The following is a 24225-nucleotide window of genomic DNA, read 5'->3' as shown; positions in this document are numbered from 1 at the left end:
GCTTCATGCACTGGCTTTTAACACACTGTTGAGTTCTCAAGAAACGGACGCGTACACCATCACCCTGACCCGACCAAGTGGTCCGGCAGAACTCCGGGGCGTTCCATTTCGTGTCACTATCTTATCAGGAGTGTCGGTTTCGTGTCAAACTGTCGGATTTCCGACGCTCGACTCGAACCCGTCGAACCCGCTAGGATTGCGACTGCCCCGTTTCCAGGGCAACCCCTCTAACTTACTCCAACATCCGGTCGTTGTCCAATCGTACGGACACGCCCGATTTGCCGGGATTTTTGGAAGGGAGGTGCAGGACGCTGCCCTGCATGAAGAACTCTAGCAGTCCCCCAGGGCTGCGATGACCAACTTCCCGGTAAGAACTAGGTCTTCCCTGGGATGCCAGCCCTTAAACACGAGAACCCAGGGTCAAGAAACCCTGGGTTCTCTTCAAAGCGGCCACCGATCCGGAGCAGTCCTCTTCCCGCTGCTCAGGCCAAGTCCCTGCCTGTGCGGACAAAGTCCCCGCCCGACTCACGACCTGTCAGGACAAACCCTGTCGCCGACTCGCGCTGCCGGGAGTCGGTCAGACCAGAAGTCAGCCGGCCGGCAACGACGCCAGCTGGGCGAGCAACCGCTCGATGTCCTGGTCAGCCTGTGCCGCCCGGGAGCGCACCTTGGTCACCACGTCGTCGGGCGCCTTGGCCATGAACTGCTCGTTGCCGAGCTTGGCCGCGACCTGGGCCGCCTCCTTGCGCGCCACCGCGAGATCCTTCTCCAGGCGCTTGCGCTCGGCGGCCACATCGATCGTCCCGGCCGTGTCGATCTCCACGGCGATGCCGCCCACGTCAAGGCTGGCTGTCGCGGCGAACGACTCGGACGGCTGGTCGAGCCGGAGCAGCGACCGAATCGCCCCTTCGTGGGGGGCGAGTGCCGTGTCGGCGAGCGAAAGCCGTGCGGCGACCCGCTGGCCCGGCTTGAGGCCCTGGTCGGAACGGAACCTGCGCACCTCGGTGATCAGCCCCTGCATGGCGAGGATTTCCTCCTCCGCCGAAGGATCACGCAGCGACTCCTGGACCGTCGGCCAGGGGGCGACCACGATCGACTCGCGCCCGGTGACCGCACGCCACAGTTCCTCGGTGACGAACGGCACCAGAGGATGGAGCAGGCGAAGCAGCGAGTCGAAGACGTGACCCAGCACGAGCCGGGTGTGCTCCTGGCCGGAAGCGATCTGGATCTTGGCGAGTTCCACGTACCAGTCGCAGACCTCGTCCCAGGCGAAGTGGTAGAGCAGGTCCGAGATCTTGGCGAACTCGAAGCTTTCGAAGGCGGTGTCCACCGACGCGACGATCTCTTGGAGCCGGGAGAGGATCCAGCGGTCCGCGGCGGTCAGCTCCTCGGTGGGGAGCTCGCCCGTCACGGCGCCGTTCATCAGCGCGAAGCGGGTGGCGTTCCAGATCTTGTTGCAGAAGTTGCGTGAGCCTCCGGCCCATTCCTCGCTGATCGCAACATCGGAGCCGGGGTTGGCGCCGCGCAGCAGCGTGAAGCGGGTGGCGTCGGCACCGAAGCGCTCGACCCAGTCGAGCGGGTCGACGACGTTGCCGAACGACTTCGACATCTTCTTGCCGTACTGGTCACGGACCATGCCGTGCAGCGCCACGGTCCTGAACGGCGGTTCCCCGTCCATGGCGTAGATGCCGAACATCATCATCCGGGCCACCCAGAAGAACAGGATGTCGTAGCCGGTCACCAGGACGGAGGTCGGGTAGAACTTGGCCAGCTCCGGCGTCTTGTCCGGCCAGCCGAGGGTGGAGAACGGCCAGAGCCCGGAGGAGAACCAGGTGTCGAGGACGTCGGGGTCCTGGACGTAGCCCTCGGGCGCCTGCTCGTCGGGGCCGACGCAGACGACCTCTCCGTCCGGGCCGTACCAGACCGGAATGCGGTGTCCCCACCACAGCTGCCGGGAGATGCACCAGTCGTGCATGTCGTCGACCCAGTCGAAGTAGCGCTTGGCCAGCTCCGGCGGGTGGATCTTCGTCCGGCCGTCGCGGACCGCGTCGCCCGCGGCCTTCGCCAGGGGGGAGACGTTGACGAACCACTGGAGCGAGAGCCGGGGCTCGACCACGGTCTTGCAGCGCGAGCAGTGCCCGACCGAGTGGAGGTAGGGACGCTTCTCCGCGACGATCCGGCCCTCCGCGCGGAGCGCGGCCACCACCGCGGGCCTGGCCTCGAAGCGGTCGAGGCCCTGGAACGGGCCGTGCGCGGTGACCACTCCCCGCTCATCCATGATCGTCATGGACGGCAGCGAGTGGCGGCGCCCGATCTCGAAGTCGTTCGGATCGTGCGCCGGGGTGACCTTGACCGCCCCGGTGCCGAAGGAGGGGTCGACGTGCTCGTCGGCGACGATCGGGATGCGGCGCCCGGTGAGCGGCAGCTCCACCTCGCGGCCGATCAGGTGGGCGTAGCGCTCGTCGGAGGGGTGCACGGCCACGGCGGTGTCGCCGAGCATCGTCTCGGCCCGGGTGGTCGCGACCACGATGGAGTCGTCGCCGTCGCCGTAGCGGATCGAGACGAGCTCGCCCTCGTCCTCGCTGTGCTCGACCTCGATGTCCGACAGCGCGGTCAGGCAGCGCGGGCACCAGTTGATGATGCGCTCGGCGCGGTAGATGAGCCCGTCGTCGAAGAGCTTCTTGAAGATCGTCTGGACGGCCCGGGAGAGGCCCGGGTCCATGGTGAAGCGCTCCCGCGACCAGTCGACACCGTCGCCGAGCTTCTTCATCTGGCCGAGGATCCGGCCCCCGGACTCCTCCTTCCACTGCCAGACGCGCTCGACGAACGCCTCGCGGCCGAGGTCGTGCCGGGACAGTCCGTCCTTGGCGATCTCGCGCTCGACGACGTTCTGGGTGGCGATGCCGGCGTGGTCCATGCCGGGCAGCCAGAGCGTCTCCTGGCCGCGCATGCGGGCACGGCGGGTCAGCGCGTCCTGGATGGAGTGGTCGAGGGCGTGGCCGATGTGCAGGACACCGGTCACGTTCGGCGGAGGCAGGACGATGCTGTACGGCTCGCGCTCGCTGCTCGGGTCGGCGGTGAAGTGTCCCTCCGATACCCAGCGCTCGTAGCTCCGGGTCTCCACGTCGGCGGGTGCGTACTGGGTAGGCAGCTCTGGCGTCGTCACGATGCCCAAGTCTAGGGATGTCCGCGTGCCCCCTGTCCCACGGACCGCCATACGGACCGCTTCTCCCCCTGACTTCTACCGATGAGCGAGACGATCCCGCCGCCGAACACCGGCGGGTACCGGCGAACACCGGCGAGCACGGGTGGATACCGGCGGACGCCGGACGGGGGGCGACGAGGGCACCGTCCGGCCGCGGGTACGCCACTGGCAGGAACCGGACAGCCGAGAACGGCGGCGCCCCCCGCGGGAGAACCCGCGGGGGGCGCCGATCGTGCGAACCAGGAGGGTTCGCGCGGGCTTTCTAGGCCGACTTCTCGCGCGGCGGCCGCTGCTGCTTGTTGAGCTGGTCACGCGGGACGAGCGTGGGGTTGACGTGCTCCAGGACCGACTCGCGGGTGATGACCACACGTGCCACGTCCTGCCGCGACGGCACCTCGTACATCACCGAGAGGAGGACCTCCTCCAGGATCGCCCGCAGGCCGCGGGCGCCGGTGCCGCGCAGGATCGCCTGGTCGGCGATGGCCTCCAGCGCGTCGTCGGTGAACTCGAGTTCGACGTTGTCCAGCTCGAACAGACGGCGGTACTGCTTGACGAGGGCGTTGCGCGGCTCGGTGAGGATCTGGATGAGCGCCTCACGGTCGAGGTTGTGGACGCTCGTGATGACCGGGAGCCGGCCGACGAACTCGGGGATCATGCCGAACTTCAGCAGGTCCTCGGGCATGACGTTCTCGAAGATGTCGGCGCCGTCGATGTCTTCCTTGGAGCGGATGATCGCGTTGAAACCGATCCCCTTGCGGCCGACCCGGGACTCGATGATCTTCTCGAGACCGGCGAAGGCCCCACCGCAGATGAACAGCACGTTGGTGGTGTCGATCTGGATGAACTCCTGGTGAGGGTGCTTGCGGCCCCCTTGCGGCGGCACGCTCGCGGTCGTGCCCTCCAGGATCTTCAGCAGGGCCTGCTGCACGCCCTCACCGGAGACGTCCCTGGTGATCGACGGGTTCTCGCTCTTGCGGGCGATCTTGTCGACCTCGTCGATGTAGATGATGCCGGTCTCGGCCTTCTTGACGTCGTAGTCGGCGGCCTGGATCAGCTTGAGCAGTATGTTCTCGACGTCCTCGCCCACGTAGCCCGCCTCCGTCAGGGCGGTGGCGTCGGCGATGGCGAACGGAACGTTCAGCATCTTCGCCAACGTCTGGGCGAGCAGTGTCTTGCCGGAACCGGTGGGGCCCAGGAGCAGGATGTTGGACTTGGACAGCTCGATGCCGTCGTCACGTCCGCGCTCGCCGGACTGCACCCGCTTGTAGTGGTTGTAGACCGCCACGGAGAGAGCCTTCTTCGCCTGGTCCTGACCGATGACGTAGGCGTCGAGGAATTCGTAGATCTCCCTCGGCTTGGGAAGGCTGTCCCATTTGAGCTCAGAGGACTCGCTGAGCTCCTCCTCGATGATCTCGTTGCAGAGGTCGATGCACTCGTCGCAGATGTATACGCCGGGTCCGGCGATGAGCTTCTTGACTTGCTTCTGGCTCTTTCCACAGAAAGAACACTTCAGCAGGTCTCCCCCGTCGCCGATGCGTGCCACCCCAGATACTCCTTTGCGTGGGACCGCCCTGGCTGCCGCGGTCCGTTTCTTCCGACCGGCCCGATACCCGATCGAAAAGTCATCCCGCTTAGGTTTCGACGTTACCGTCTTCTGAGCCCTCAGTGAGCCCCCTAGCGGCGAGTCGCACCGGAACGTGCCTGATTCGGCACGGTTCCGGTGCGATATGCCTCGTTAGGAGGCTACGGCCTTCGCGAGTTTCTTGCGGGACGGAATGATGTCGTCGATCAGTCCGTACTCCTTGGCCTCGACGGCGTCAAGGATCTTGTCCCGCTCGATGTCCTTGCGGACCGCCTCCGGTGCCCTGCCCGAGTGCTGAGCGATGATCGTCTCCATCTGCGCGCGCATCCTGAGGATCTCGCGCGCCTGGATCTCGATGTCGCTTCCCTGGCCGCCACCCTCGGTGGACGGCTGGTGGATCAGCATGCGGGCGTTCGGCAGGGCGAAGCGCTTGCCCGGCGTGCCGCCGGCCAGCAGGACCGCCGCCGCCGAGGCCGCCTGGCCCAGGCAGACCGTCTGGATCTCCGGCCGGACGAACTGCATCGTGTCGTAGATCGCCGTCATGGCGGTGAAGGAACCGCCCGGCGAGTTGATGTAGATGCTGATGTCGCGGTCGGGGTCGAGCGATTCCAGAGTCAGCAACTGCGCCATGACGTCGTTGGCTGACGCGTCGTCCACCTGCACGCCGAGGAAGATGATGCGGTCCTCGAAGAGCTTGGCGTACGGGTTCATCTCCCGCATGCCGTAGGACGTGCGCTCGGTGAAGGACGGAAGAACGTAGCGGCCGTTGATGTCTCCCGGCCGGATCAACTCACTCACCTTGTGCCCCTTCAGGAGACGGCGCCCGTGGAGGGCACCTGTCGAGCGCTGCGCACGACCTGGTCGATGAAGCCGTAGTTCTTGGCCTCCTCGGCCGTGAACCAGCGGTCCCGGTCGGAGTCGGCCTCGATCTGCTCGATGTTCTGACCGGTGTGGAACGCGATGCGCTCGGCGAGGGTCTTCTTGACGTAGAGCATCTGCTCCGCCTGGATGGCGATGTCGGCGGCGGTGCCGCCGATGCCACCGGAAGGCTGGTGCATCATGATGCGGGCGTGCGGCAGGGCGTATCGCTTGCCCCGCTCGCCGGCGCAGAGGAGGAACTGGCCCATGGAAGCGGCCAGACCCATCGCGACGGTGCACACATCGTTAGGGACATATTCCATCATGTCGTAAATCGCCATACCAGCGGTTACGGAACCGCCTGGCGAGTTGATGTAGAGCCAGATATCGCGCTCCGAGTCGTCCGCGGCGAGCAGGAGCAGCTCGGCGCAGATCCGGTTGGCGATCTCGTCGTTGACCTGGGTGCCCAGCACGATGATGCGCTCACGCAGCAGCCGCTGGTAGAGCTGGTCTTCGAGCCTGAACGAGCCGTTCGGCTGGCTCATCGACTCGGGCCCGGAGCCGGTCGGCTGGTAGAAGGTCGGCGGGCTGGTCACAGCGTCACCTTCCGATGCGTCGTAATCGATTGGCTTTGCTTGTGACCTTAACGCGCGTCACCTACCGGACATGCCTCCTCAACGCACTGTTCGCTGACGGCGCATGCTGCCCGCCGCCTCCCCACCACGTCCGGAACCCCCTGCCGCGTACCCGGGTGGAGGCTCCGAAGCCAGAGCCCGTACGGCGTGTCGCGTCCGCCGAGGGGCGGAAGCGGGGGCTGCGGAGGAGAGCCGTACGGCGCCGCCGCCTCCGGAGAGAGGGACCGACGGCTCTCAGAGGGCCCAGGAGCCCGCGAGGTACCTCGGGGGGCAGGAGGTCGGGAGGAAGGCAGGAGAACCCCAGGCACCGCTCTGCGGCACGCTCACCGCCCGGAGACCGAGGGCACGCTCACCACGCGGAAGACGGGGGCGCTCTCACCACCCGTCAGACGAAGACGCCCCCGTCGCGTGGAACGCGGCGGGGGCATCGGGCGGTGGAGGCGCCGGGCGGGCCCGGTGCCTCCACTCGGCCGGGAACTACTTGGCGGCCTCGACCTCGTCGGCCTGGGCGGCCTCGTCGGTGTCGGAGGCCTCCTCACCGTTGATCTCGGTGTAGATGGCCTTGAGGTCGACCTCGTTGCCGGCCTCGTCGACCACCTTGGCGGCGTCGCCGATGACGCTCTTGGCCTTGTCACGGACGATCTCGACCATGGCCAGCGTGAGCTGGTCGTTGTCGGCCAGGTGCTGGGCGAGCGTGTTGGGCGCGACGTTCATCTGCATGGCGCGGCGCACCACGAAGTTGGTCAGCTCCTGCTCGCTGACGCCGAGGTCCTCGCTCTTGACGATCTTGTCAAGGACGAAGCCCGTCTTGAGGGCCTTGGCGGCGCTCTCGTCGAACTCCGCGAGGCGCTCCTCCTCGGTGGTCTGGTAGAGGCGGAAGTACGCCTCCTTGCTCAGGCCACTGTCGGCGATCTGGTGCTCGAGGTTGTGCTTGCGGTTGTCGACCTCGGCCTTGAGCGCGCTCTCGGGCAGCGGGATGTCGATCTTGTCGAGCAGGGCGTCGAGGGCGTTCTCGCGAGCCTGGACGACCTGGTCGATCAGCTTGTTGCGGCGGGCCGTCTCGCTGATGCTCGCCTTGAGCTCGTCAAGGGTGTCGAACTCGCTGGCGAGCTGGGCGAACTCGTCGTCCAGCTCGGGGAGGACCTTCTCCTTGACGCTCTTGACGGTGATGGTGACCACGGCCTCCTCGCCGGCGTTCTCACCGCCGACCAGGTTGGTGGTGAACTCCTTGGTCTCACCCGCGGACAGGCCGACCAGGGCGTCGTCCAGGCCCTGCAGCACCGAGCCGGCGCCGACCTCGTACGAGACGTCGTTGGCCTGCTGCTCCTCGATGTTGACGCCGTCGATCGCGGCGGCCAGGTCCATGACGACGAAGTCGCCGGAGGCCGCGGGGCGCTCGACGCCGGTCAGGGTGGCGAAGCGCTGGCGCAGGCCGTCCAGCTGGTCGTCGATGTCCTTGTCGGAGACCTCGGAGACCGGGACGGTCACCTCGATGCCCTGGTAGTCGGGGACGTCGAAGCCGGGGCGGACGTCCACCTCGGCGGTGAACTCGACCTGCTGGCCATCCTCGATCTTGGTGACCTCGATCTCCGGCTGGCTCACCGGGAAGATCTCGCTCTCGTCGACGGCCCGGCCGTACAGCTTGGGCACCGCGTCGTTGAGGGTCTCCTCCAGCACCACGGCGCGGCCGAACCGCTGCTCGATGATGCGGGCCGGAACCTTGCCGGGGCGGAACCCGGGGACGCGCACCTGCTGCGCGACCTTCTTGTACGCCGCCTGCAGGCTCTCGCCGAGCTCCTCGAACGGCACCTCGACGGTAAGCCTCACCCGGGTCGGGCTGAGCTCCTCCACAGCGGTCTTCACGGGGTCGTCTCCTTGATCAAGCTTTGAGTGATCGCGGGCGCGTCAAGTCGTAACGGCTACCGCGGCAAGCTCGCGCGCCGCGCCCACATGAGCGGCACCTGGCACAGCCGTCGAGACACGCGAGATCAGGGCATGCTCCACAGCGGCGGGTGTTCAGCGCCGCTGGCCAGTCTAGGGCAGAGCGGCACCATCGAGCGACCAATGGCCGCTCAGTCCTCCTTGATGATCCGCCTCAGGATGTCATTCGTCTCCCCGGGCGTGGTGCTGACCGCGCACAACCGCTCCATGACCTCGCTGTAGCGGTCGACGTCCTCGCGCTTGTCCAGGTACAGGGCACTGGCCAGTTGCTCGACGTAGACGACGTCGGGGAGCTCGCGATCGTTGAAGCGGAGCACGCTGAAGGCCCCGCCCTCCGCGCTGTGGCCGCCGAAGCTGAAGGGCATGACCTGGATGGTGATGTTCGGCTGCCGCATGAGGTCGAGCAGGTGCTCCAGCTGGGCTCGCATGACGTCCGCGCCGCCGATGGGGCGCCGTAGCGCGGCCTCGTCGATGACGGCCCAGAAGAACGGGCCGTCGGGCCGCCCGAGCACCTGCTGGCGCTGCATCCGCAGGTCGACGCGGCGGGCGATCTCCTCGGGCGCGATACCGGCGCTCCCCGCGGTGATGACCGCCCTGGCGTACTCCTTCGTCTGCAGCAGGCCGGGCACGAACTGCACCTCGTAGGTGCGGATCCGGGAGGCCGCCTCCTCGAGGCCGACGTACGTCTGGAACCACGAGGGCAGCAGGTCGTTGAAGCGGTGCCACCAGCCGGGCTCGTTGGCCCGCAGCAGCAGATCCATGATCGCCGACCGGGCGTGCTCGTCCTCCACCCCGTAGAAGGTGAGCAGGTCCGCCACGTCGCGTTCCCTCAGGCCGACCCGGCCGAGCTCCATCCTGCTGATCTTGGACTCGGATCCGCGGATCAGATGGCCCGCCTCCTCGCGCGAGAGCCCCTTGGCCTCGCGCAGGCGACGCAGTTGGGAGCCTAAGAGGATACGCAGAGCTGTGGGACCCGATCCCGGTTGAACCTGCGTCACTTCGCCTCCCTCTGTACTTGGGCCAGCGCACACAGTGTCACTACTTCCGGCCGCTATGACAAGGTCTCAACTCCCTGCCCGATTCGCCAAGTCGCCGCCTTAACCGCCCATGCGGCTGCACACTGCAACTGCACGTGCATTTGGGTCTTGCAGCAGACGTTCCGGTGACCCATGATGGCTTAGTGCATATTGGGCTTATGGTGCACAAGCTCTGAAAACTCTCAAGTGGTGCGGAGACTCACGATGACAGCGGGAGGTACCGGCAGGATGGTGGAGGAGCCAAAATCGGCTGCCGACTACCTGCAGGCGACCCGCCAGGTGGGCTTTGACGAGCTACTGGAGGCCAACCACTCCGGCGCGACCGCGTGCCCCCTGCCCAGCCAGGCCGACTCGGTGAAGACCGCCCGGGACGTGACACGCTCGACACTCCACGACTGGGGACTGGCGGAGCTCAGCGATGACGCAGCGCTAGTGGTTTCGGAACTGGTCACCAACGCGGTCCGTTACGCGCTGTGTCCGCCCACCCAGACGGGGATAGCTCCGATCACGCTCGTCCTGGTGCACCTCTCCCCCCATGTGCTCCTGGCCGTGACGGATCCGAGCGACGAGGTTCCGACCCCCAAGGAGCCCGACTTCGTCTCGGAGAACGGCCGGGGCCTCTACATCGTGGAGACCTACAGCCAGGGGTGGGGCTGGGACCACCTCAACTGCGGCGGCAAGGCCGTCTGGGCCTTCTTCAGCCCCCGTCACTGATCTTCCTCGGTCCCCGCCGCCCGTGCGTCCCACGCGGCGAAGAGCTCTTGACCTCGCACACGAAGAACCGGGCATCGGTCGGAACCGATGCCCGGCACACGTCGGGGTGACAGGATTTGAACCTGCGGCCCCCTGCTCCCAAAGCAGGTGCGCTACCAAACTGCGCCACACCCCGGTACGTCGAGTGCGCGCACGCTCCGGAACTCCGGTACGCTTACGCCCTGACGAACGGATGAAGTCTAGACCAGACTGACGCCGGCTCGCGCGGACGTAGCTCAATGGTAGAGCCCCAGTCTTCCAAACTGGCTACGCGGGTTCGATTCCCGTCGTCCGCTCAGATGGCGAAAGGCCAGGTCAGCCCATATACGGCGACCTGGCCTTTCATGTTTCGCCAAAACTTCAGGAACTTCCGTGCCCGCTGCGTGCCCGATGGTTTTTGGATCCGTTTTCGCGGGCTTTCTTGAATTCCTTCCCGAGCGCCCACGCGATGACCTGGTCACGTTCCCGCCCGCGTCACGGACGACGGGAACCGTGATGTGATGGCGTCGTGAGTCGCGCCGTCGAAGAGACCAACCGCCGCATGCTCCGGGCACGGGACACGATGGACCGCGCCTACGCGCAGCCGCTGGACGTTCCGGCCCTGGCCCGGATCGCCCATGTGTCGGAGGCGCACTTCACGCGCACCTTCCGGGCCACGTTCGGCGAGACGCCGCACCGCTACCTGCAGCGCCGCCGGGTCGAGCGTGCGATGTCCCTGCTGCGGGACACCGACCGCAGCGTGACGGACATCTGCTTCCAGGTCGGCTTCGGCAGCCCGGGGACCTTCAGCCGCACGTTCCGCGACATCGTCGGCCGGTCGCCGAGGACGTACCGCAAGGAGGCGACGGCCGTGGGCGTGCCGACGTGCTTCACGATGGCGTGGACGCGGCCGAACGGCTGACCGCCCGCCCTGCCCGTGCCCTCCGCCAACTCGACAGTTTCGGATAAGTTTCCCTCCGGCCTGCCCAGTAGCGTGATTCGCATGTTCAACTCCATCACGCACTCGCAGATATACGTCCTCGACCAGGACGAGGCCCTCGACTTCTATGTGGGCAAGCTTGGCCTGGAGGTCAACGCCGACGTCGACATGGGCTTCATGCGCTGGCTGACCGTCGGCGTCCCCGGCCACCCGGAGCGCCAGATCCTGCTGGAGAAGCCGGGGGGTCCGATGATGTCCGCGGAGACGGCGCAGCAGGTTCGCGAGCTGGTGACCAAGGGCGCGATGGGCGGCCAGCTCATCTTCAGCACGGACGACTGCCGCAAGACGTACGAGACGCTGCGGGACCGGGGCGTCGAGTTCACCGAGGAGCCCACCGAGCGCCCGTACGGAATCGACTGCGGCCTCCGTGACCCCTTCGGCAACCGCCTCCGCTTCACCCAGCTGAAGGCCTAGCGCCGTGACCGGCGAGGTCCGCCGGTCCGGCCGTCAGCGGCAGCCGGCACCGGCGTGACCGGCCGGGCCTGGCCGGTGGCGTCCTGCCCGCGGACGCGGGGCGGCCGCGGGCCGCGGTCCGGCCATGGCGTGAACGCGGATGGGACGGGCCGGGCGAAGGCCGTCCCGTCTCACGAGAAGGCCCTGTGCCTCAGGACCGGAAGGCGCTGGGCGGTGCGCAGGAAGGTCCTGAAGCCGACCCGGGCCACCGGGTTCTCGTCCACGAACTGCCGGGCCGCCCTGAGGGAGTCGCGTACGGCCGCGAAGCCGTACTCGCGCATCTCCGCCTCGTAGGCGGCGATGGCCGCGACAGGGTCGCCTCCGCCGCCGAGGGCGCCGGTGAGGGCCCGGCAGAGTGATCGGGCGTCGCGCAGGGCGACGTTGGCGCCGATGCCCCGCATCGGGGTCATGCTGTGGATCGCGTCGCCGAGCAGGGTGATGTTCGTGGCGGGCCAGGGGCCGATCGGCACCGAGGTGCGGATCGGCAGCAGCGAGACGGTGGCGGGGTCGGAGCTGGTGACCAGCGCGCGCAGGTCCGGGTGCCAGCCAGTGATCATCCGGGCCACGGTGTCCCTGAGCCGCTCACCGTCCATCACGGCGAGATCGCCGGGAAAGCGGCCGGTCGCGGCGCCGAAGGCCCACATGACGTAGGCGCCGGTGTTGTCGAACAGGGCGCCCTCCCGCTCGGTCCTGCCGATCCCCGACGGCAGGACCGTGTTTTCGGCGTTTCCGGCGTTTCCGGCGTTTCCGGCGCCTCCGAGGTCGTGCGGCGCGGTGAACATGCCGAGGCCCCTCGGCGGGATGATCATGTTGACGGCCTCGTACAGGGCGGGATCGACCAGGGTCCGGGTGGCGGCGGTGAGCGGGAACTTGCCCGCGACCGTGACGATGCCGGTGTCGACGCGCCGCGCGTGCGGCAGGTACCGGTGCCTGACGCGGGAGTTGCCGCCGTCGGCGGCGACCACGATGTCGGCGGTCTCGGTGGTGCCGTCGGCGAAGCGCAGGGTGACGGTGCCGCCGGGGTCGCGGGTGTAGCTCTCGAAGGTCTTGCCGAACCGGACGACGCCGGAGGGCCCGTCGAGCCCGGACAGCAGGACCTGCCGCAGGGTGATCCGGCTGACCGAGTGGTGGGCGTCCACCGGGTCGGCCACGGGCCGGCTCTCCAGGGTCAGCAGCGGCCTCATCCGGTGGCTGAGGAAGCGGAAGTCCTGGGCGTCACGGCCGGAGGTCGCCAGGAACGCCTCCCACAACTCGGGCGGCAGGCAGTCGCGCAGGGCCCGGGAGCCGTCGGGGTCGATGTGGACGCGGTAGCCCTGGAGCCGGTCGGAGGGGGTGCGGTCGCGCTCGTAGACCGTCACGTCGACACCCGCGCCGCGCAGCCCCTGCGCCAGGCAGAGGCCGCCGATCCCGCCTCCGACGACGGCAACTCTCGAATTCGTCATGGCATCACTATCATCCAGATGGATGAAATTATCAACCACATGGTTGATAGATTCATCCCGTTGGTTGGCCGGTGTTACCGTGAGGCATGGACAAAACCCCTCGCCGCGCCCCCGTGGAGCGCAGGCGCGATCCCGAGCGCACCAGGAGGCGCATCGTCGAGGCGGCCAAGGCCGAGTTCTCCGCCAAGGGATTCGCCGGGACGAGGGTGAGCGAGATAGCCGCCAGGGCCGGGGTGAACAAGCAGCTCATCTCCTACTACTTCGGCGGGAAGGAAGGGCTGCTCAAGGCGCTCACGGCGGAGTGGCAGAGCAAGGAGGGCGCCTTCGCCGGGACGTCACCGCCGCCGTCGCTGCCCGAGCTGATCCGCGGCTACGTCACCGGGACCGTGCGCGAGCGCGACCTCACCAGGATCCTCATCTGGGGCGGGCTGCAGGACGACGGCGAGGAGGACTCCTCGCTGATCGAGCAGATGCGGAGCGACGTCGAGGACCTGCGCAGGCGACAGGCGGAGGGGGAGTTCCCCGGCGACCTGGACCCCGCCTGCCTGCTCCTGATGCTCTTCGCCGCGGCCGGCGCCGGGGCGATATTCCCCCAGCTGGTCCGCGCGCTCTGCGGGCAGGACCCGGCATCCGAGGAGTTCGGGGAGCGGTATGGGGAGCAACTGGCGCGGTTGCTCGGCCATCTCGGCGCCGTGAAGTCCTAGTTCGTCTGGAAATATCTACAAATCTCTGTTAAACACAATGTTCGTATATAGATCATTCTTTACAATCCTCCATACCAGCAGTCAGAGTGCCCCCTGGAGGGAAAGTGTCGGAGTTCGACGGCGTCATCGTGGGCGGGGGCCATAACGGCCTCACCTGTGCCGCCTACCTCGCGAAGGCGGGGTTGTCGGTCGCGGTCGTCGAGCGCAACGACGTCGCGGGCGGCGGTTGCAGCACCCAGGAGCTCACGCTGCCCGGCTTCCGGCACAACACCCACAGCAGCTACCACTTCCTGGAGGAGGGCCCGGTCCCCGCCGACCTGGAGCTTCAGCGTTACGGCCTGCGCTACGTCTACCCCGAGACCCAGCACGCCACGGTCTTCAGGGACGGCCGGGCGATCACGGTCTACACCGATCCCAAGCGCACCGCCGAGTCCTTCGCCCGGTTCTCCAAGGCCGACGCCGCGCGCTGGCTGGAGCTGTACGAGCGCTACGCCGAGGCGGCCAGGGACCTGATGAACGGCTTCCTGTACTCCAGGCCGCTGCCGCCGCCGGTGCTCGCCGAGCGCGTCGGGGGCGACCTCGGCCGCGACATGCTGAGCTACATGCCGCTGTCGCTGTACGAGGCCGTCGACAGGAACTTCGAGAGCGACCAGGTCAGGGTGCTGTTCAAGTCCTTCCTGCACGCGATCTCCATCGAGAACGTGCCCGGCACCGGCGGCTTCTTCCCCCGGCTGCTGTCGCGCATCGCCAGGCTCGGGGTGCCCGTGGGCGGCGCGGGCAACGTCGCGAGCGCGCTGCGCGCCGTCATCGAGGAGCACGGCGGCACCGTGGTCACCGGCGCCCACGTCGAGCAGATCATGGTCGACGACGGGCGGGCCACCGGGGTGCGGCTCGCCACCGGCGACGTGCTCACCGCCCGCCGGTTCGTGGCCAGCGCGGTGGACGCCCCGCAGACCGTGCGGCTGGCGGGCCCGGAGAACTTCGGCGCGGAGATCGTGGCCAAGGTCGAGGGCTACAAGTGGGCCGGGCACAGTCTCGTCACCCTCCACCTGGCGCTCGACGAGGCGCCGCGCTACCGGGCCGCCGAGTTCGAGCCCGACGTCGACCGGGCCTTCCTCGTGGTGCTCGGCGCCGACGACAGCGAGCAGCTCGGCCGCACCTTCGACCAGATCCACCAGGGACGGCTGCCCGACCGGCTGGCCGGCAACGGCGCGTGCCCCTCTCTGTTCGACCCCTCGTACGCGCCGGACGGCAAACACGTGGCGTTCTGGTGGCCGTGGGCCCCGTACGACCTGGGCGGCGACCCGGCGAGCTGGGACGCGCGGCGCGAGGAGGTCGGGGAGCGGCTGCTCGCCGAGTGGGCCGAGTACGCCCCCAACCTGGCGAGCGGCGCCGTCCTGGGGAAACGGGTCTTCACACCGCTCGACATCGAGCGGCACTGCGTCAACATGGTGCGCGGCAGCCACCACGTGGGGGCCTACGAGCCGTCCCAGCTGGGCGGCAACCGGCCGGTCCCCGAGATGGGCCAGTACCGCACCCCCGTCGACGGCCTCTACCTCTGCGGCGCCAGCAGCCACCCGGGCGGCTCGGTCTCCGCGGCCCCCGGATACAACGGCGCCAACGCCATCGCAGAAGACCTCGAACTGGAAACCTGGTGGACGCCGGTTCCCGCACCCCGGTGGAGCGAGTGAAGTCCCGTTTCGTCACCAAGAATCCAGCGACACCAGGGTTCAGGATGGGCAGTCCCGCATCCATGCACGAGCAGCTGTCCCTGCTCAACGCCGCCAGCAAGCGCATCGGCAGCACGCTGGACATGTTCGAGACCGGCAGGGAGCTGATGGACGTCGCCGTGCCGCGTTTCGCGGACGCGGCGGGCATCCTCGTCCAGGACCGGCTGGTGACCGAGGGTGAGTTCCCCCAGGAGACCACCGACGGCTCGGCGCTGGTGCGGCGGATCGCGGTCGGCGTGGCCGACCCCTCCCCCGGCGAGTACGCCAAGGCGTTCCCCGTGGACGAGGTGGCCGTCTACGAGGCCTGGACCCCCTACGCCCGGTGCATGGCCACCGGCAACCCGATCCTCTACCCCCGGCTGGGGCGCAGGACCGCCGAGGAGATCGGGCGGTTCTGGAAGCGCGACTCGGTGTCGAAGGTGCTGGAGGACAGCTCGTTCCTGGTGGTGCCGCTGAAGGCGCGCGGCCGGGTGCTGGGCTTCGTCATCTTCACCCGTAGGCCCACCAGCCAGCCCTTCGACGAGCAGGACGTCAACCTGGCCGAGGAACTGGCGGCCAGGACCGGCGTCTGCCTGGACAACGCGCGGCTCTACAACCGCGAGCGCCGCACCGCGCTCACCCTGCAGAGCAGCCTGCTGCCCGTCGACCTCTCCCAGCCGCTGGGCCTGACGATCGCCTCCCGCTACCTGCCGGCCAGCGACCTGGTCGGCGTGGGCGGCGACTGGTACGACGTGATCCCGCTGCCCGGCTGCCGGGTCGCCCTCGTCGTCGGCGACGTGATGGGGCACGGCATCAGGGCCGCCGCCACCATGGGCCAGCTCCGCACGGCCGCGCGCACGCTGGCCAGCCTGGACCTGAGCCCGGCCGACGTGCTGTTCCGGCTCAACCTGATGAGCCAGGATCTGGACGCCAGCCAGATCGCCACGTGCGTGTACGCCACCTACGATCCGGTCACCCGGCGGTGCGCGATGGCCTGCGCCGGGCACGTGCCGCCGATCCTGGTGCGGCCCGGCGGCGAGACCGAGCTGCTGGAGCTGCCGCCGGGGCTCCCCCTGGGCATCGGCAACGAGCCGGCCGAGATGCGGGAGTTCACGCTTCCCGGCGGGACCGTGCTCGCCTTCTACACCGACGGCCTGGTGGAGAGCCGCGACCGGGACATCGAGGAGGGGATCGGCGCGTTGCGCGGCCTGCTCTCCGGCCCCGACCATGATCTGGAGGAGGTCTGCGACCTCACGATCAGCGCCCAGCGGCCCGGGCACGAGCGTGACGACATCGCCCTCCTGCTGGCCAGGGTGTCGGAGCTGACGGAGAACGAGTTCGTCGAGACGTCGCTGCCCCCCGACCGCCGCTCCGCCTCCCACGCCCGCCGTTTCGTCCGGGCCACGCTCGACAAGTGGGAGCTGTCCTCGCTCTGCGACAACACCGAGCTCATGGTCAGCGAGCTGGTCGCCAACGCGGTCGAGCACGGTCAGGGCGAGGTCGAGCTGCGGCTGCTGCGCGGGCCCACGCTGGTCTGCGAGGTGTCCGACAGCTCCGCGTCCGAGCCGGTCATGCGGGAGGCGTCCACCACCAGCGACACCGGCCGCGGCCTGCATCTCATCAACTGGCTCGCCCACCGCTGGGGATCCCGCCTCACCCCGAAGGGCAAGATCGTCTGGGTCGAGCAGCGGCTGCCCTAGCCCGGCAGCCCTGCCGGGCCACACGCACGGGCCGCGGTGCCGCCTCCCGCGTCATCGCGGCCCGTACGGCCCCGTACGGCCCCGTACGGCCAGGGCCTCACGCCTCACGCCTCATCGAACGCCCCCGCTTCTTCGGAGCCCGTACGCGGCGAAGCCCCACGCCGCGCGGGTTCTCGCGGCGTGGGGCCGGGTGTGCCGGGATGGTCGCCGAAGCGGGGTCCGGCGGAGGTTCAGCGGATCTCGTAGACGGCGGTGGTACCGCTGACCTCGTTGCCGACCACCAGGAGCGGGCGGCGGGTGGGGCTGTCGGAGGCGGGGACGAACAGCACGCCTTCGGGGCCGACGTCCCCGGCGGTGCCCTCCTCGATGGAGCCGCTGAGGTCACGGGTGTTGACGTACCCGGCCAGGCGCGGCGCCCGCGGGTCGCCCAGGTCGTAGGCGACGATCCCGCCGACCCGCTCCAGCCCGGCGAAGGCGTAGGTCCGGCCGCGCACCTCGCCGACCGTGACCCCCTCGGGCTCGGGGCCCTTGTTGTCGCTGCGGCTGTCGAAGGAGTCGTCCTCCTCGTTGTCGGCGTTGAAGGCGTCGGGCAGCTCCTTGGCGACGAGCCGCTCCAGCTGGTCGCCGGAGTCCCAGACGAGCGCTCCCGAGGTGGACCTGATCGAGATCGAGCGGGCGCCGAACGCGTGCAGCTCGGTGTAGGCGCCGCTCGCGTTCCTGGGAGAGTCGGCGGCCACGTTCAGCCGGCCGAGCTCGGTGTCCTTCTTGAGGTTCCCGGCGTCGGGCAGCGCGAGGTCCAGCGACTTGACCCTGACCTCGTCGGCGTGGCAGTCCCACTCGCGCCCGTCGCCCTCGTTGGCGGTGACCAGGTAGGTCCGCCCGCGGTCGCGGAAGTGCGCGATCGCGTCGGGCTGGTACATGCCCTTCACCGGCCGGGGCCTGATGTCGATCTTCCCGTCCTTGTCCGAGGCGTCGAACCCGGTCTTCGACCAGTCCTTCAGCCCCAGCGGGACGACGTCGCGGACCGCCGCCCGGTCCAGGTCGACGATCGCGAGCGCGTTGTTCTCCTGGAGGGTCACGTAGGCGGTGTCGCCCTCGACGGTGACGTACTCCGGCTCCAGGTCCCGGGCGGCGGTGGCCCCGGGGCCGGTGATCCGCACTCCCCTGGCCCGCAGCCGCTCCGCGTCGAACGTCGCGAACCCCGCGGTCCGCACCGTCCAGCGGCTCAGGTCGACGACGCTCACCGAACCCTCGGGGTCGGCCACCTCGCCCTCGCAGTAGGAGGACGGCTCCCCCTCGTTGGCCACGACCACCCGGCGCCCGTCCGGGGTGAAGGTCAGCATGTCGGGCAGCGCGCCCACGGTGACCTGCCTGAGCTTCCGCCCGCTCTTGGCGTCGAAGAAGGCGACGGTGCCCGGGTCGGTCTTGATCGCGGCCTGCTGGGCCACGGCGACCAGGCCGCGGCGCACCGCGACGCTGTTGGCGCCCGGGGTGGCCAGGGTGGCGACCTTGCGCGGCTTGCGCGGGTCGCGGATGTCGAGCACGTCGACGGTGCCGGCCTGCGCGTTCACCACGAAGACCCGGCGGGTCGAGGCGTCGTACGCGGTGATCTCCGAGGCGCCGGCGGCGACGGTACCGGTGGTGTAACGACCGAGGAAGGTCAGCTTGACGCCCCCGTGGCCGGACTCGGCGGTGGCCGGGGCCGCGGAGACGGGCATGAGGAGCAGGCCGGTGACCGCCGCGGCGGCCGCCCGGGTGAAAGTCGTGGTGCGCATGAGACGAATTTTCACGAAATATCGTGACTTCAACCTGACGCTGAGATGACCGCGGGATGAAGCCCCTCGGTCAGGTGTACCCGGACCGATCCCCTAGGCAACCCCGGGCATGCCGGTCATGTCCGTTGACGCGATGACTACTGGCGGTCCAGGGGTTACGGTCAAGATGAGAGCCGGGAGGAAACCCGGGAGGGCATCGGGAGGGGCATGATGACCATCGACATACCCGAGGCTTACCAGCGCGCGCTCGACGACTTCGGCGCTCTCGTCCACCGGGTCGGCCCCGACCAGTGGGAGAACCCGACGCCGTGCGTCGACTGGAACGTGCACGCCCTGGTCAACCATGTGGTCGGCGAGAACCTGTGGGCCCCCGTACTGCTCGCAGGGGGGACCTCCGCGGAGGTCGGCGACGCCTTCGAGGGGGACCTGCTCGGCGACGATCCCATCAAGGCGTTCGACACCTCGGCCGTGCCCGCCATCCAGGCGGCGACGAACGTCCACGCCCTCGACCGCCTCGTCCACCTGCCGTTCGGCGACGTGCCCGGCCGGGAGTACGTCACCGAGCTGTTCGCCGACGCGCTCATCCACACGTGGGATCTGGCCCGCGCCATCGGCGCCGACGAACGGCTCGATCCCGAGCTGGTCGAGGCCTGCGCCGCCTGGTTCAGCCATGTGGAGCCCGGCTACCGGCAGGCCGCGCCCCCCGGAGGACACCGGGAGGTGCCCTCCGGCACCGACGCGCAGACCCGGCTGCTGGCCTCCTGGGGCCGTCGCGCCTGACCGTCCGTTCTCCGGGCGCTCGCCCCCGGCTCACGCGGGGAGGCCCGGGCCGCTAGGCCGGTCGCTTGCCGTGGTTGGCCTTGCGCTTCCTGCGGGCCTTGGCCTTACGCGCTCGTCTGCCCATGCCGACCACCCCTTCCCTGAGATTCTCCGAGGTCCCGCCGAGTCCCGCGAGGTCCGGCCCCCTCTCGGGGCCGTACGGGGCTCGATCTCACCGGCTCAGACCTTCACATTCCTCCCGGAACGCCGGTCGCACAAGGCCCGAACGACGATCCGCCCAACTCCGGCGGACCGGGTTTCCCCGAGTTTCCCCGGGTTTCCCCGGCGCTTCCCCGGCTTTCCCCGGTCCTGACGTCCCGCGCCCCGGCGCGCGGACGCGTGATCGATTTCGCGCCCCGTCCCTCCGGCACGGCACCGGCCGGGTTCTAGGCTCCGTCACATGAGCGAGAAGCTGATGGCCCGCTGGCGATCCCTGGCCGGCCTCGGGGCCGACCCCCTCGGCAGCGAACTGATCACCCGGTACGACGAGCCGCACCGCAGGTATCACACGACCGCCCACCTGGAGGCCGTCCTCGACCACGTCGACGCCCTGGCCGGCCACGCCGAGCATCCGGACCTCGTACGGCTGGCGGCCTGGTTCCACGACGCCGTCTACGACCCCCGGCGCGGCGACAACGAGGAGCGGAGCGCGGGGCTGGCCGAGCGCGCGCTGCCGGAGACGGGACTGTCCGCGGAGGCCGTGGCGACGGTCGCCCGGCTGGTCAGGCTGACCGTCACGCACGACCCCGCGCCCGGCGACGCGGACGGGGCCGTGCTGTCCGACGCGGACCTGGCGATCCTGGGCTCGTCCCCGGAGGTCTACGCCGGCTACGCGGCGGCCGTGCGCGAGGAGTACGGCTTCGTCCCCGACGACGCGTTCAGGGCCGGGCGGGCCGCCGTGCTGCGCTCGCTGCTCGACCTCCCGGCCATCTTCCGCGTCGCCGATCTGGAGGAGGCGGCGAGAGCGAACATCGCGGCTGAGCTTGAGCGACTGTGAGCGGTTAGCCACCAATACTCAACAACGTTTCGTGGTCTCACCGTGGTAATTTGGTGGAATCTGGTGGATTAAGGGGAGCGAGGGGAGCGAGGCATGCTTGCCCAGCAGCGGCAGCAGGCGATCCTGGAGAGGGTGCGCAGTAGCGGCGGGGTCCGGGTCGCCGATCTCGTCCGGGAGCTCGGCGTGTCCGACATGACGATCCGGCGTGACCTCGAGGTGCTCTCCGAGCGCGGCCTGGTGGAGAAGGTCCACGGCGGCGCCACCGCCGCCGGGCCCGGCTCGACCGAGGAACCGGGCTTCGCCGCCAAGTCGGCGCGCCAGCAGGCGGAGAAGGAGACGATCGCCCAGCACGCCGCCGGGCTCGTCCGGCCCGCCACGGCGATCGCGCTCTCCGCGGGGACCACGACCTGGACGCTCGCCCACCACCTGGTCGACGTGCCCGAGCTGACCGTGATCACCAACTCGATCCGGATCGCCGACGTCTTCCACCGCTCCCCCAGGGCCGACCGCACGGTCGTGCTCACCGGCGGGATCCGCACCCCCTCCGACGCCCTGGTCGGCCCGGTCGCGGTCTCGGCGATCCGCGGGCTCCACGTCGACACCCTCTTCCTCGGCGTGCACGGGATGAGCACCCGCGCCGGGTTCACCACCCCCAACCTGCTGGAGGCCGAGACCAACCGCGAGCTGGTCGCCTCCGCGCACCGCCTGGTGGTGCTCGCCGACCACACCAAGTGGGGCACGGTCGGCATCAGCACCATCGCCCAGCTGGCCGAGGCCCACATCGTGGTCACCGACTCCGGCCTGACCGGGGAGGCCCGCGAGGAGATCGCCGCCTCGGTGGGCGAACTGATCATCACGGAACCCCAGCGAGAGAGCGAGATCTCCGGCCGATGAAACGCACGATCACCCACCTGGCCGACGGCCGGGAGCTCATCTACTTCGACCGGCGCGACGACGCCGACCGCGGAGCGGTCGACCGGCGTGACCTGCCGCCCCGCCCCGCCGCCTCCGAGCTGCGCTACGACCCGCTCACCGAGGAGTGGATCGCGGTGGCCGGGCACCGTCAGGGCCGCACCTTCCTGCCCCCGGCCAGCGAGTGCCCGCTCTGCCCCTCCACCCCCGGCAACCTCACCGAGGTGCCCGCCTCCGACTACGACGTGGTGGTCTTCGAAAACCGGTTCCCGTCGTTCTCCGCCCAGCCGGGCGAGCACCGGGAGATCGGCGGGCTGAGCGAGGTCCGTCCGGGGATCGGCAGGTGCGAGGTGGTCTGCTTCACCTCCGAGCACGACTCGTCGTTCTCGCGGCTCTCCCCCGAGCAGGTCGAGCTGGTCATGGAGGCCTGGGTCGACCGTACGGCGGAGCTGTCGGCGACGCCGGGCGTGGAGCAGGTGTTCTGCTTCGAGAACCGGGGAGCGGAGATCGGCATCACCCTGGCCCACCCGCACGGTCAGATCTACGCCTACCCCTACGTGACCCCGCGCACCAGGCTCACCCTCGGGGCGGCCGAGCGCCACCGGGAGCGGACCGGCGGCAACCTGTTCGCCGACGTCCTGGCCGCGGAGCGGGAGGCCGGTATCCGGGTGGTGGGCTCGAACGAGCACTGGACGGCTTTCGTCCCGGCCGCGGCGCGCTGGCCGGTGGAGGTCCACCTCTACCCGCACCGCCAGGTCCCCGACCTGGTCGCGCTGGAGGCCGAGGAGCGCGCGGCGTTCGGCCCCCTCTACACCGACGTGCTCCGCCGCCTCGACGGGCTGTTCGGCGTGCCCATGCCGTACATCGCGGCCTGGCACCAGGCGCCGGTCTCCACCGGCCGCGATCTGTCGTACGCGCACATGGAGCTGTTCAGCATCCGCCGCGCGCCGGACAAGCTGAAATACCTCGCCGGGTCGGAGTCGGCCATGGGCGCCTTCGTGAACGACGTGTCCCCCGAGGGAACAGCACAACTTCTGCGCTCTGTCATCACGAACTGATTACCGCTTGGTCTCGTCTTGAGGTCGCATGACCTGCTGTTTACCACTACTATCCTTCCCACATCGGCTGTAAACGCTGATTTGCCTAATCCTGGGCGCCTCGCCCAGGAGCCGGGGAACCACCGCACCTGGGGTGAAACCACTTCGGTGGAAGGGCTTCCTCCAGCCCGAACCCGTCAGCTAACCCGGTAGGCGGAAGGAGAGGAGAGTTCGTGGCGGCCTCGTCCCCCACGTTCCGTCGGCATGCCGCTGTGGTCCTCTGTCTGAGCTCGATCGCGGCGTTCACCATCGGTACCCCCACCGCGGGAAGCGCGGAACCCAAGCCGACCGAGGCCAAACTCCGTGCCGACCTGGCCAAACTCGGCAAGAAACTCGACGGGCTGATCGAGACCTACGCGGCCAGACGCGAGTCCCTCAAGAAGGCGCAGAAGGCCGAGGCCGTCGCCAAGCAGAACCTGGGCAAGGCCGAGGAGATCTATGTCGAGGCCAAGAGGCAGGTCGACTCCATCGTCCAGCTCCGCTACCAGACCAGCAGCAGCGGAGGGCTGCCCGCGCTGATGTTCTCCGGCGACATGGGCGCCGCCGCGGTGATGGAACAGCTCACCGCCCAGCAGAGCGCCTACCTGGAGGGCTTCGCCGGCAGCCTCGAGCGCAGGAAGAAGGCGGCGGAGACGGCGTCCAGGCTCACCGACGAGATCCGCGACGAGGCCAAGGAGGTGGAGGGCCGGCGCGAGGAGGCCGAGGACGTGATCCGCGACGTCAAGGACAAGCTCGACCGGCTCGCCCCCACCGGCTCCGGCCGCCGCTCCGACGGCAGCTGGGCCCCGCAGCTCCCCACCGGTGCCGACAACATCACCGACCGCACCCGGATCATGCGCGACGCCGTCATGCGGCGCTTCAGCCTCCCGTACTCCGTCGGCTGTTACCGGGCCGCCAACGACGGCGGCGAGCACCCCCTGGGCCGCGCCTGCGACTTCATGATGAGCACCGGCGGCACGATGCCCTCGGCCGCCAACCTCGCGCTGGGCGACGAGATCGCCGCCTGGGCCCTCAAGAACAGGACCAGACTGGGCGTGAAGTACGTGATCTGGCGTCAGCGGATCAACCACGGCTCCGGCTGGCGCTTCATGTCGAACCGCGGTGGCATCACGGCCAACCACTTCGACCATCCGCACATCTCGATGTTCTGAGCTGCCCCGGCCTCCGGCCCGCGGTGATGCCGTGTCGAGGGCATGTCCAGGGCACGTGGCGGGTTTCCCGTTCGATGATCTCCGGCGGGCACGCGGCAGAAGATGAGGGCCGCGGCGATGCGCACGTCGTGAGACGGCGGTGAGCGCCGACATACAGGTCCGTACGGCCGAAAACCGCTTGCCTCGGGGGTGGGGCTCGGGGAACGTGGTGTCCATGACGCTCTGACGGACGGCACCCCGCCCCCCGAAATGCCACGGTGCCGACGCGCCCCGTAACGCTGTCAGCCCATACCCTTTTTAAGAGAGCCTCTTTGTCTCAGCGACACCCCCCGCTGGAGTCCCCGCCGCCGTCCACCGCGGCCGTGGGTCCGGCCACCGTCACCGTGTTCGCCTCCCCGACGAGCTGGATCGAGTCCGACGCCCTCGCGCAGTGCCACCAGGTGGCCGCGCTCGACGGCATGACGCACGTCGCCGCC

19 protein-coding genes, 2 tRNA genes and 1 riboswitch are annotated in these 24225 nt (G+C 69.1%); of the genes, 12 read left to right on the top strand and 9 right to left on the bottom strand.

Features of this window, described 5'->3' with window-relative positions; genetic code table 11:
• Positions 1–589: 589 nt before the first annotated feature.
• From ACTOQ3_RS42665 to ACTOQ3_RS42640, 6 genes are all read right to left on the bottom strand, one after another.
• Positions 590–3217 carry a valine--tRNA ligase gene (locus ACTOQ3_RS42665; protein WP_440089732.1) on the bottom strand — a complete coding sequence of 876 codons (2628 nt, stop codon included), beginning with the start codon at positions 3215–3217 and terminating at the stop codon, positions 590–592.
• A 250-nt stretch (positions 3218–3467) separates the two neighbouring features.
• Positions 3468–4748, bottom strand: a complete 1281-nt coding sequence (gene clpX / locus ACTOQ3_RS42660; RefSeq protein WP_329084422.1) for an ATP-dependent Clp protease ATP-binding subunit ClpX — start codon at positions 4746–4748, stop codon at positions 3468–3470.
• Positions 4749–4940: 192 nt separating this feature from the next.
• Positions 4941–5585, bottom strand: coding sequence for an ATP-dependent Clp protease proteolytic subunit (locus tag ACTOQ3_RS42655; protein ID WP_326642780.1), 645 nt, complete (start codon positions 5583–5585; stop codon positions 4941–4943).
• Between the two features lie 11 nt (positions 5586–5596).
• Positions 5597–6241 carry a ClpP family protease gene (locus ACTOQ3_RS42650; RefSeq protein ID WP_386161284.1) on the bottom strand — a complete coding sequence of 215 codons (645 nt, stop codon included), beginning with the start codon at positions 6239–6241 and terminating at the stop codon, positions 5597–5599.
• 516 nt (positions 6242–6757) lie between these two features.
• Positions 6758–8143 carry a trigger factor gene (gene tig, locus ACTOQ3_RS42645; RefSeq protein WP_362686771.1) on the bottom strand — a complete coding sequence of 462 codons (1386 nt, stop codon included), beginning with the start codon at positions 8141–8143 and terminating at the stop codon, positions 6758–6760.
• 209 nt (positions 8144–8352) lie between these two features.
• Positions 8353–9219: a helix-turn-helix domain-containing protein gene (locus tag ACTOQ3_RS42640; RefSeq protein WP_440065975.1), complete on the bottom strand. Its 867-nt coding sequence runs from the start codon at positions 9217–9219 to the stop codon at positions 8353–8355.
• A 243-nt stretch (positions 9220–9462) separates the two neighbouring features.
• Here ACTOQ3_RS42640 and ACTOQ3_RS42635 point away from each other — a divergent pair, with 243 nt between their 5' ends.
• Positions 9463–9972, top strand: a complete 510-nt coding sequence (locus ACTOQ3_RS42635; RefSeq protein WP_440089729.1) for an ATP-binding protein — start codon at positions 9463–9465, stop codon at positions 9970–9972.
• A gap of 101 nt (positions 9973–10073) precedes the next feature.
• Here ACTOQ3_RS42635 and ACTOQ3_RS42630 read toward each other — a convergent pair.
• Positions 10074–10147, bottom strand: a tRNA-Pro gene (locus ACTOQ3_RS42630).
• A gap of 89 nt (positions 10148–10236) precedes the next feature.
• Between ACTOQ3_RS42630 and ACTOQ3_RS42625 the strand changes: the two genes are divergently transcribed.
• The 3 genes from ACTOQ3_RS42625 (at position 10237) to ACTOQ3_RS42615 (ending at position 11404) form a co-directional block, all read left to right on the top strand.
• A tRNA-Gly gene (locus ACTOQ3_RS42625) sits at positions 10237–10307 on the top strand.
• Between the two features lie 212 nt (positions 10308–10519).
• Positions 10520–10912 carry a helix-turn-helix domain-containing protein gene (locus ACTOQ3_RS42620; protein ID WP_440089727.1) on the top strand — a complete coding sequence of 131 codons (393 nt, stop codon included), beginning with the start codon at positions 10520–10522 and terminating at the stop codon, positions 10910–10912.
• A gap of 81 nt (positions 10913–10993) precedes the next feature.
• Positions 10994–11404, top strand: coding sequence for a VOC family protein (locus ACTOQ3_RS42615; protein ID WP_440089725.1), 411 nt, complete (start codon positions 10994–10996; stop codon positions 11402–11404).
• Between the two features lie 170 nt (positions 11405–11574).
• Here the strand turns inward: ACTOQ3_RS42615 and ACTOQ3_RS42610 are convergent, their stop codons facing one another.
• Positions 11575–12885 carry an FAD-dependent oxidoreductase gene (locus tag ACTOQ3_RS42610; RefSeq protein ID WP_440089723.1) on the bottom strand — a complete coding sequence of 437 codons (1311 nt, stop codon included), beginning with the start codon at positions 12883–12885 and terminating at the stop codon, positions 11575–11577.
• An 86-nt stretch (positions 12886–12971) separates the two neighbouring features.
• On the opposite strand from ACTOQ3_RS42610, the gene ACTOQ3_RS42605 reads away from it, so the two are divergent.
• From ACTOQ3_RS42605 to ACTOQ3_RS42595, 3 genes are all read left to right on the top strand, one after another.
• Complete coding sequence (locus ACTOQ3_RS42605; protein ID WP_440089721.1) at positions 12972–13589, top strand: TetR/AcrR family transcriptional regulator; 618 nt, start codon at positions 12972–12974, stop codon at positions 13587–13589.
• 104 nt (positions 13590–13693) lie between these two features.
• Entirely contained in the window at positions 13694–15280 is a 1587-nt protein-coding gene (locus ACTOQ3_RS42600; RefSeq protein WP_440089719.1) for a phytoene desaturase family protein, read from the top strand.
• A 44-nt stretch (positions 15281–15324) separates the two neighbouring features.
• Positions 15325–16998, top strand: coding sequence for an ATP-binding SpoIIE family protein phosphatase (locus ACTOQ3_RS42595; RefSeq protein ID WP_440089717.1), 1674 nt, complete (start codon positions 15325–15327; stop codon positions 16996–16998).
• Positions 16999–17228: 230 nt separating this feature from the next.
• On the opposite strand, the gene ACTOQ3_RS42590 is transcribed toward ACTOQ3_RS42595, so the two are convergent.
• Entirely contained in the window at positions 17229–18773 is a 1545-nt protein-coding gene (locus ACTOQ3_RS42590; RefSeq protein ID WP_440089715.1) for a choice-of-anchor I family protein, read from the bottom strand.
• 210 nt (positions 18774–18983) lie between these two features.
• Between ACTOQ3_RS42590 and ACTOQ3_RS42585 the strand changes: the two genes are divergently transcribed.
• From ACTOQ3_RS42585 to ACTOQ3_RS42565, 5 genes are all read left to right on the top strand, one after another.
• Positions 18984–19553, top strand: coding sequence for a TIGR03086 family metal-binding protein (locus ACTOQ3_RS42585; protein WP_440089713.1), 570 nt, complete (start codon positions 18984–18986; stop codon positions 19551–19553).
• A 439-nt stretch (positions 19554–19992) separates the two neighbouring features.
• The gene (locus ACTOQ3_RS42580; protein WP_440089711.1) at positions 19993–20589 is read left to right on the top strand and encodes an HD domain-containing protein; all 597 of its coding nucleotides are present in this window, start codon (positions 19993–19995) and stop codon (positions 20587–20589) included.
• A 93-nt stretch (positions 20590–20682) separates the two neighbouring features.
• Positions 20683–21483, top strand: coding sequence for a DeoR/GlpR family DNA-binding transcription regulator (locus tag ACTOQ3_RS42575; protein ID WP_440089709.1), 801 nt, complete (start codon positions 20683–20685; stop codon positions 21481–21483).
• Positions 21480–22559 carry a galactose-1-phosphate uridylyltransferase gene (galT, locus tag ACTOQ3_RS42570; protein WP_440089707.1) on the top strand — a complete coding sequence of 360 codons (1080 nt, stop codon included), beginning with the start codon at positions 21480–21482 and terminating at the stop codon, positions 22557–22559. The genes ACTOQ3_RS42575 and galT overlap by 4 nt, the downstream gene beginning before the upstream one ends.
• 72 nt (positions 22560–22631) lie before the next feature.
• A riboswitch (cyclic di-AMP (ydaO/yuaA leader) is annotated at positions 22632–22768 on the top strand.
• Positions 22769–22810: 42 nt separating this feature from the next.
• Positions 22811–23749 carry a coiled-coil domain-containing protein gene (locus tag ACTOQ3_RS42565; RefSeq protein WP_440089705.1) on the top strand — a complete coding sequence of 313 codons (939 nt, stop codon included), beginning with the start codon at positions 22811–22813 and terminating at the stop codon, positions 23747–23749.
• Positions 23750–24225 lie beyond the last annotated feature (476 nt).

Source organism: Streptosporangium sp. LJ11 (assembly GCF_051918945.1).
Classification (GTDB): domain Bacteria; phylum Actinomycetota; class Actinomycetes; order Streptosporangiales; family Streptosporangiaceae; genus Streptosporangium.
This window is presented reverse-complemented; position numbering and strand designations above follow the sequence as displayed.

Excerpts from the sequence above, each read along its gene's own strand:
- ACTOQ3_RS42665 (WP_440089732.1), bottom strand. The coding sequence starts at position 3,217 with ATGGCGGTCCGTGGGACAGGGGGCACGCGGACATCCCTAGACTTGGGC.
- ACTOQ3_RS42635 (WP_440089729.1), top strand. The coding sequence starts at position 9,463 with ATGACAGCGGGAGGTACCGGCAGGATGGTGGAGGAGCCAAAATCGGCT.
- ACTOQ3_RS42615 (WP_440089725.1), top strand. The coding sequence starts at position 10,994 with ATGTTCAACTCCATCACGCACTCGCAGATATACGTCCTCGACCAGGAC.
- ACTOQ3_RS42610 (WP_440089723.1), bottom strand. The coding sequence starts at position 12,885 with ATGACGAATTCGAGAGTTGCCGTCGTCGGAGGCGGGATCGGCGGCCTC.
- ACTOQ3_RS42605 (WP_440089721.1), top strand. The coding sequence starts at position 12,972 with ATGGACAAAACCCCTCGCCGCGCCCCCGTGGAGCGCAGGCGCGATCCC.
- ACTOQ3_RS42595 (WP_440089717.1), top strand. The coding sequence starts at position 15,325 with ATGGGCAGTCCCGCATCCATGCACGAGCAGCTGTCCCTGCTCAACGCC.
- ACTOQ3_RS42590 (WP_440089715.1), bottom strand. The coding sequence starts at position 18,773 with ATGCGCACCACGACTTTCACCCGGGCGGCCGCCGCGGCGGTCACCGGC.
- ACTOQ3_RS42585 (WP_440089713.1), top strand. The coding sequence starts at position 18,984 with ATGACCATCGACATACCCGAGGCTTACCAGCGCGCGCTCGACGACTTC.
- ACTOQ3_RS42580 (WP_440089711.1), top strand. The coding sequence starts at position 19,993 with ATGAGCGAGAAGCTGATGGCCCGCTGGCGATCCCTGGCCGGCCTCGGG.
- ACTOQ3_RS42575 (WP_440089709.1), top strand. The coding sequence starts at position 20,683 with ATGCTTGCCCAGCAGCGGCAGCAGGCGATCCTGGAGAGGGTGCGCAGT.
- galT (WP_440089707.1), top strand. The coding sequence starts at position 21,480 with ATGAAACGCACGATCACCCACCTGGCCGACGGCCGGGAGCTCATCTAC.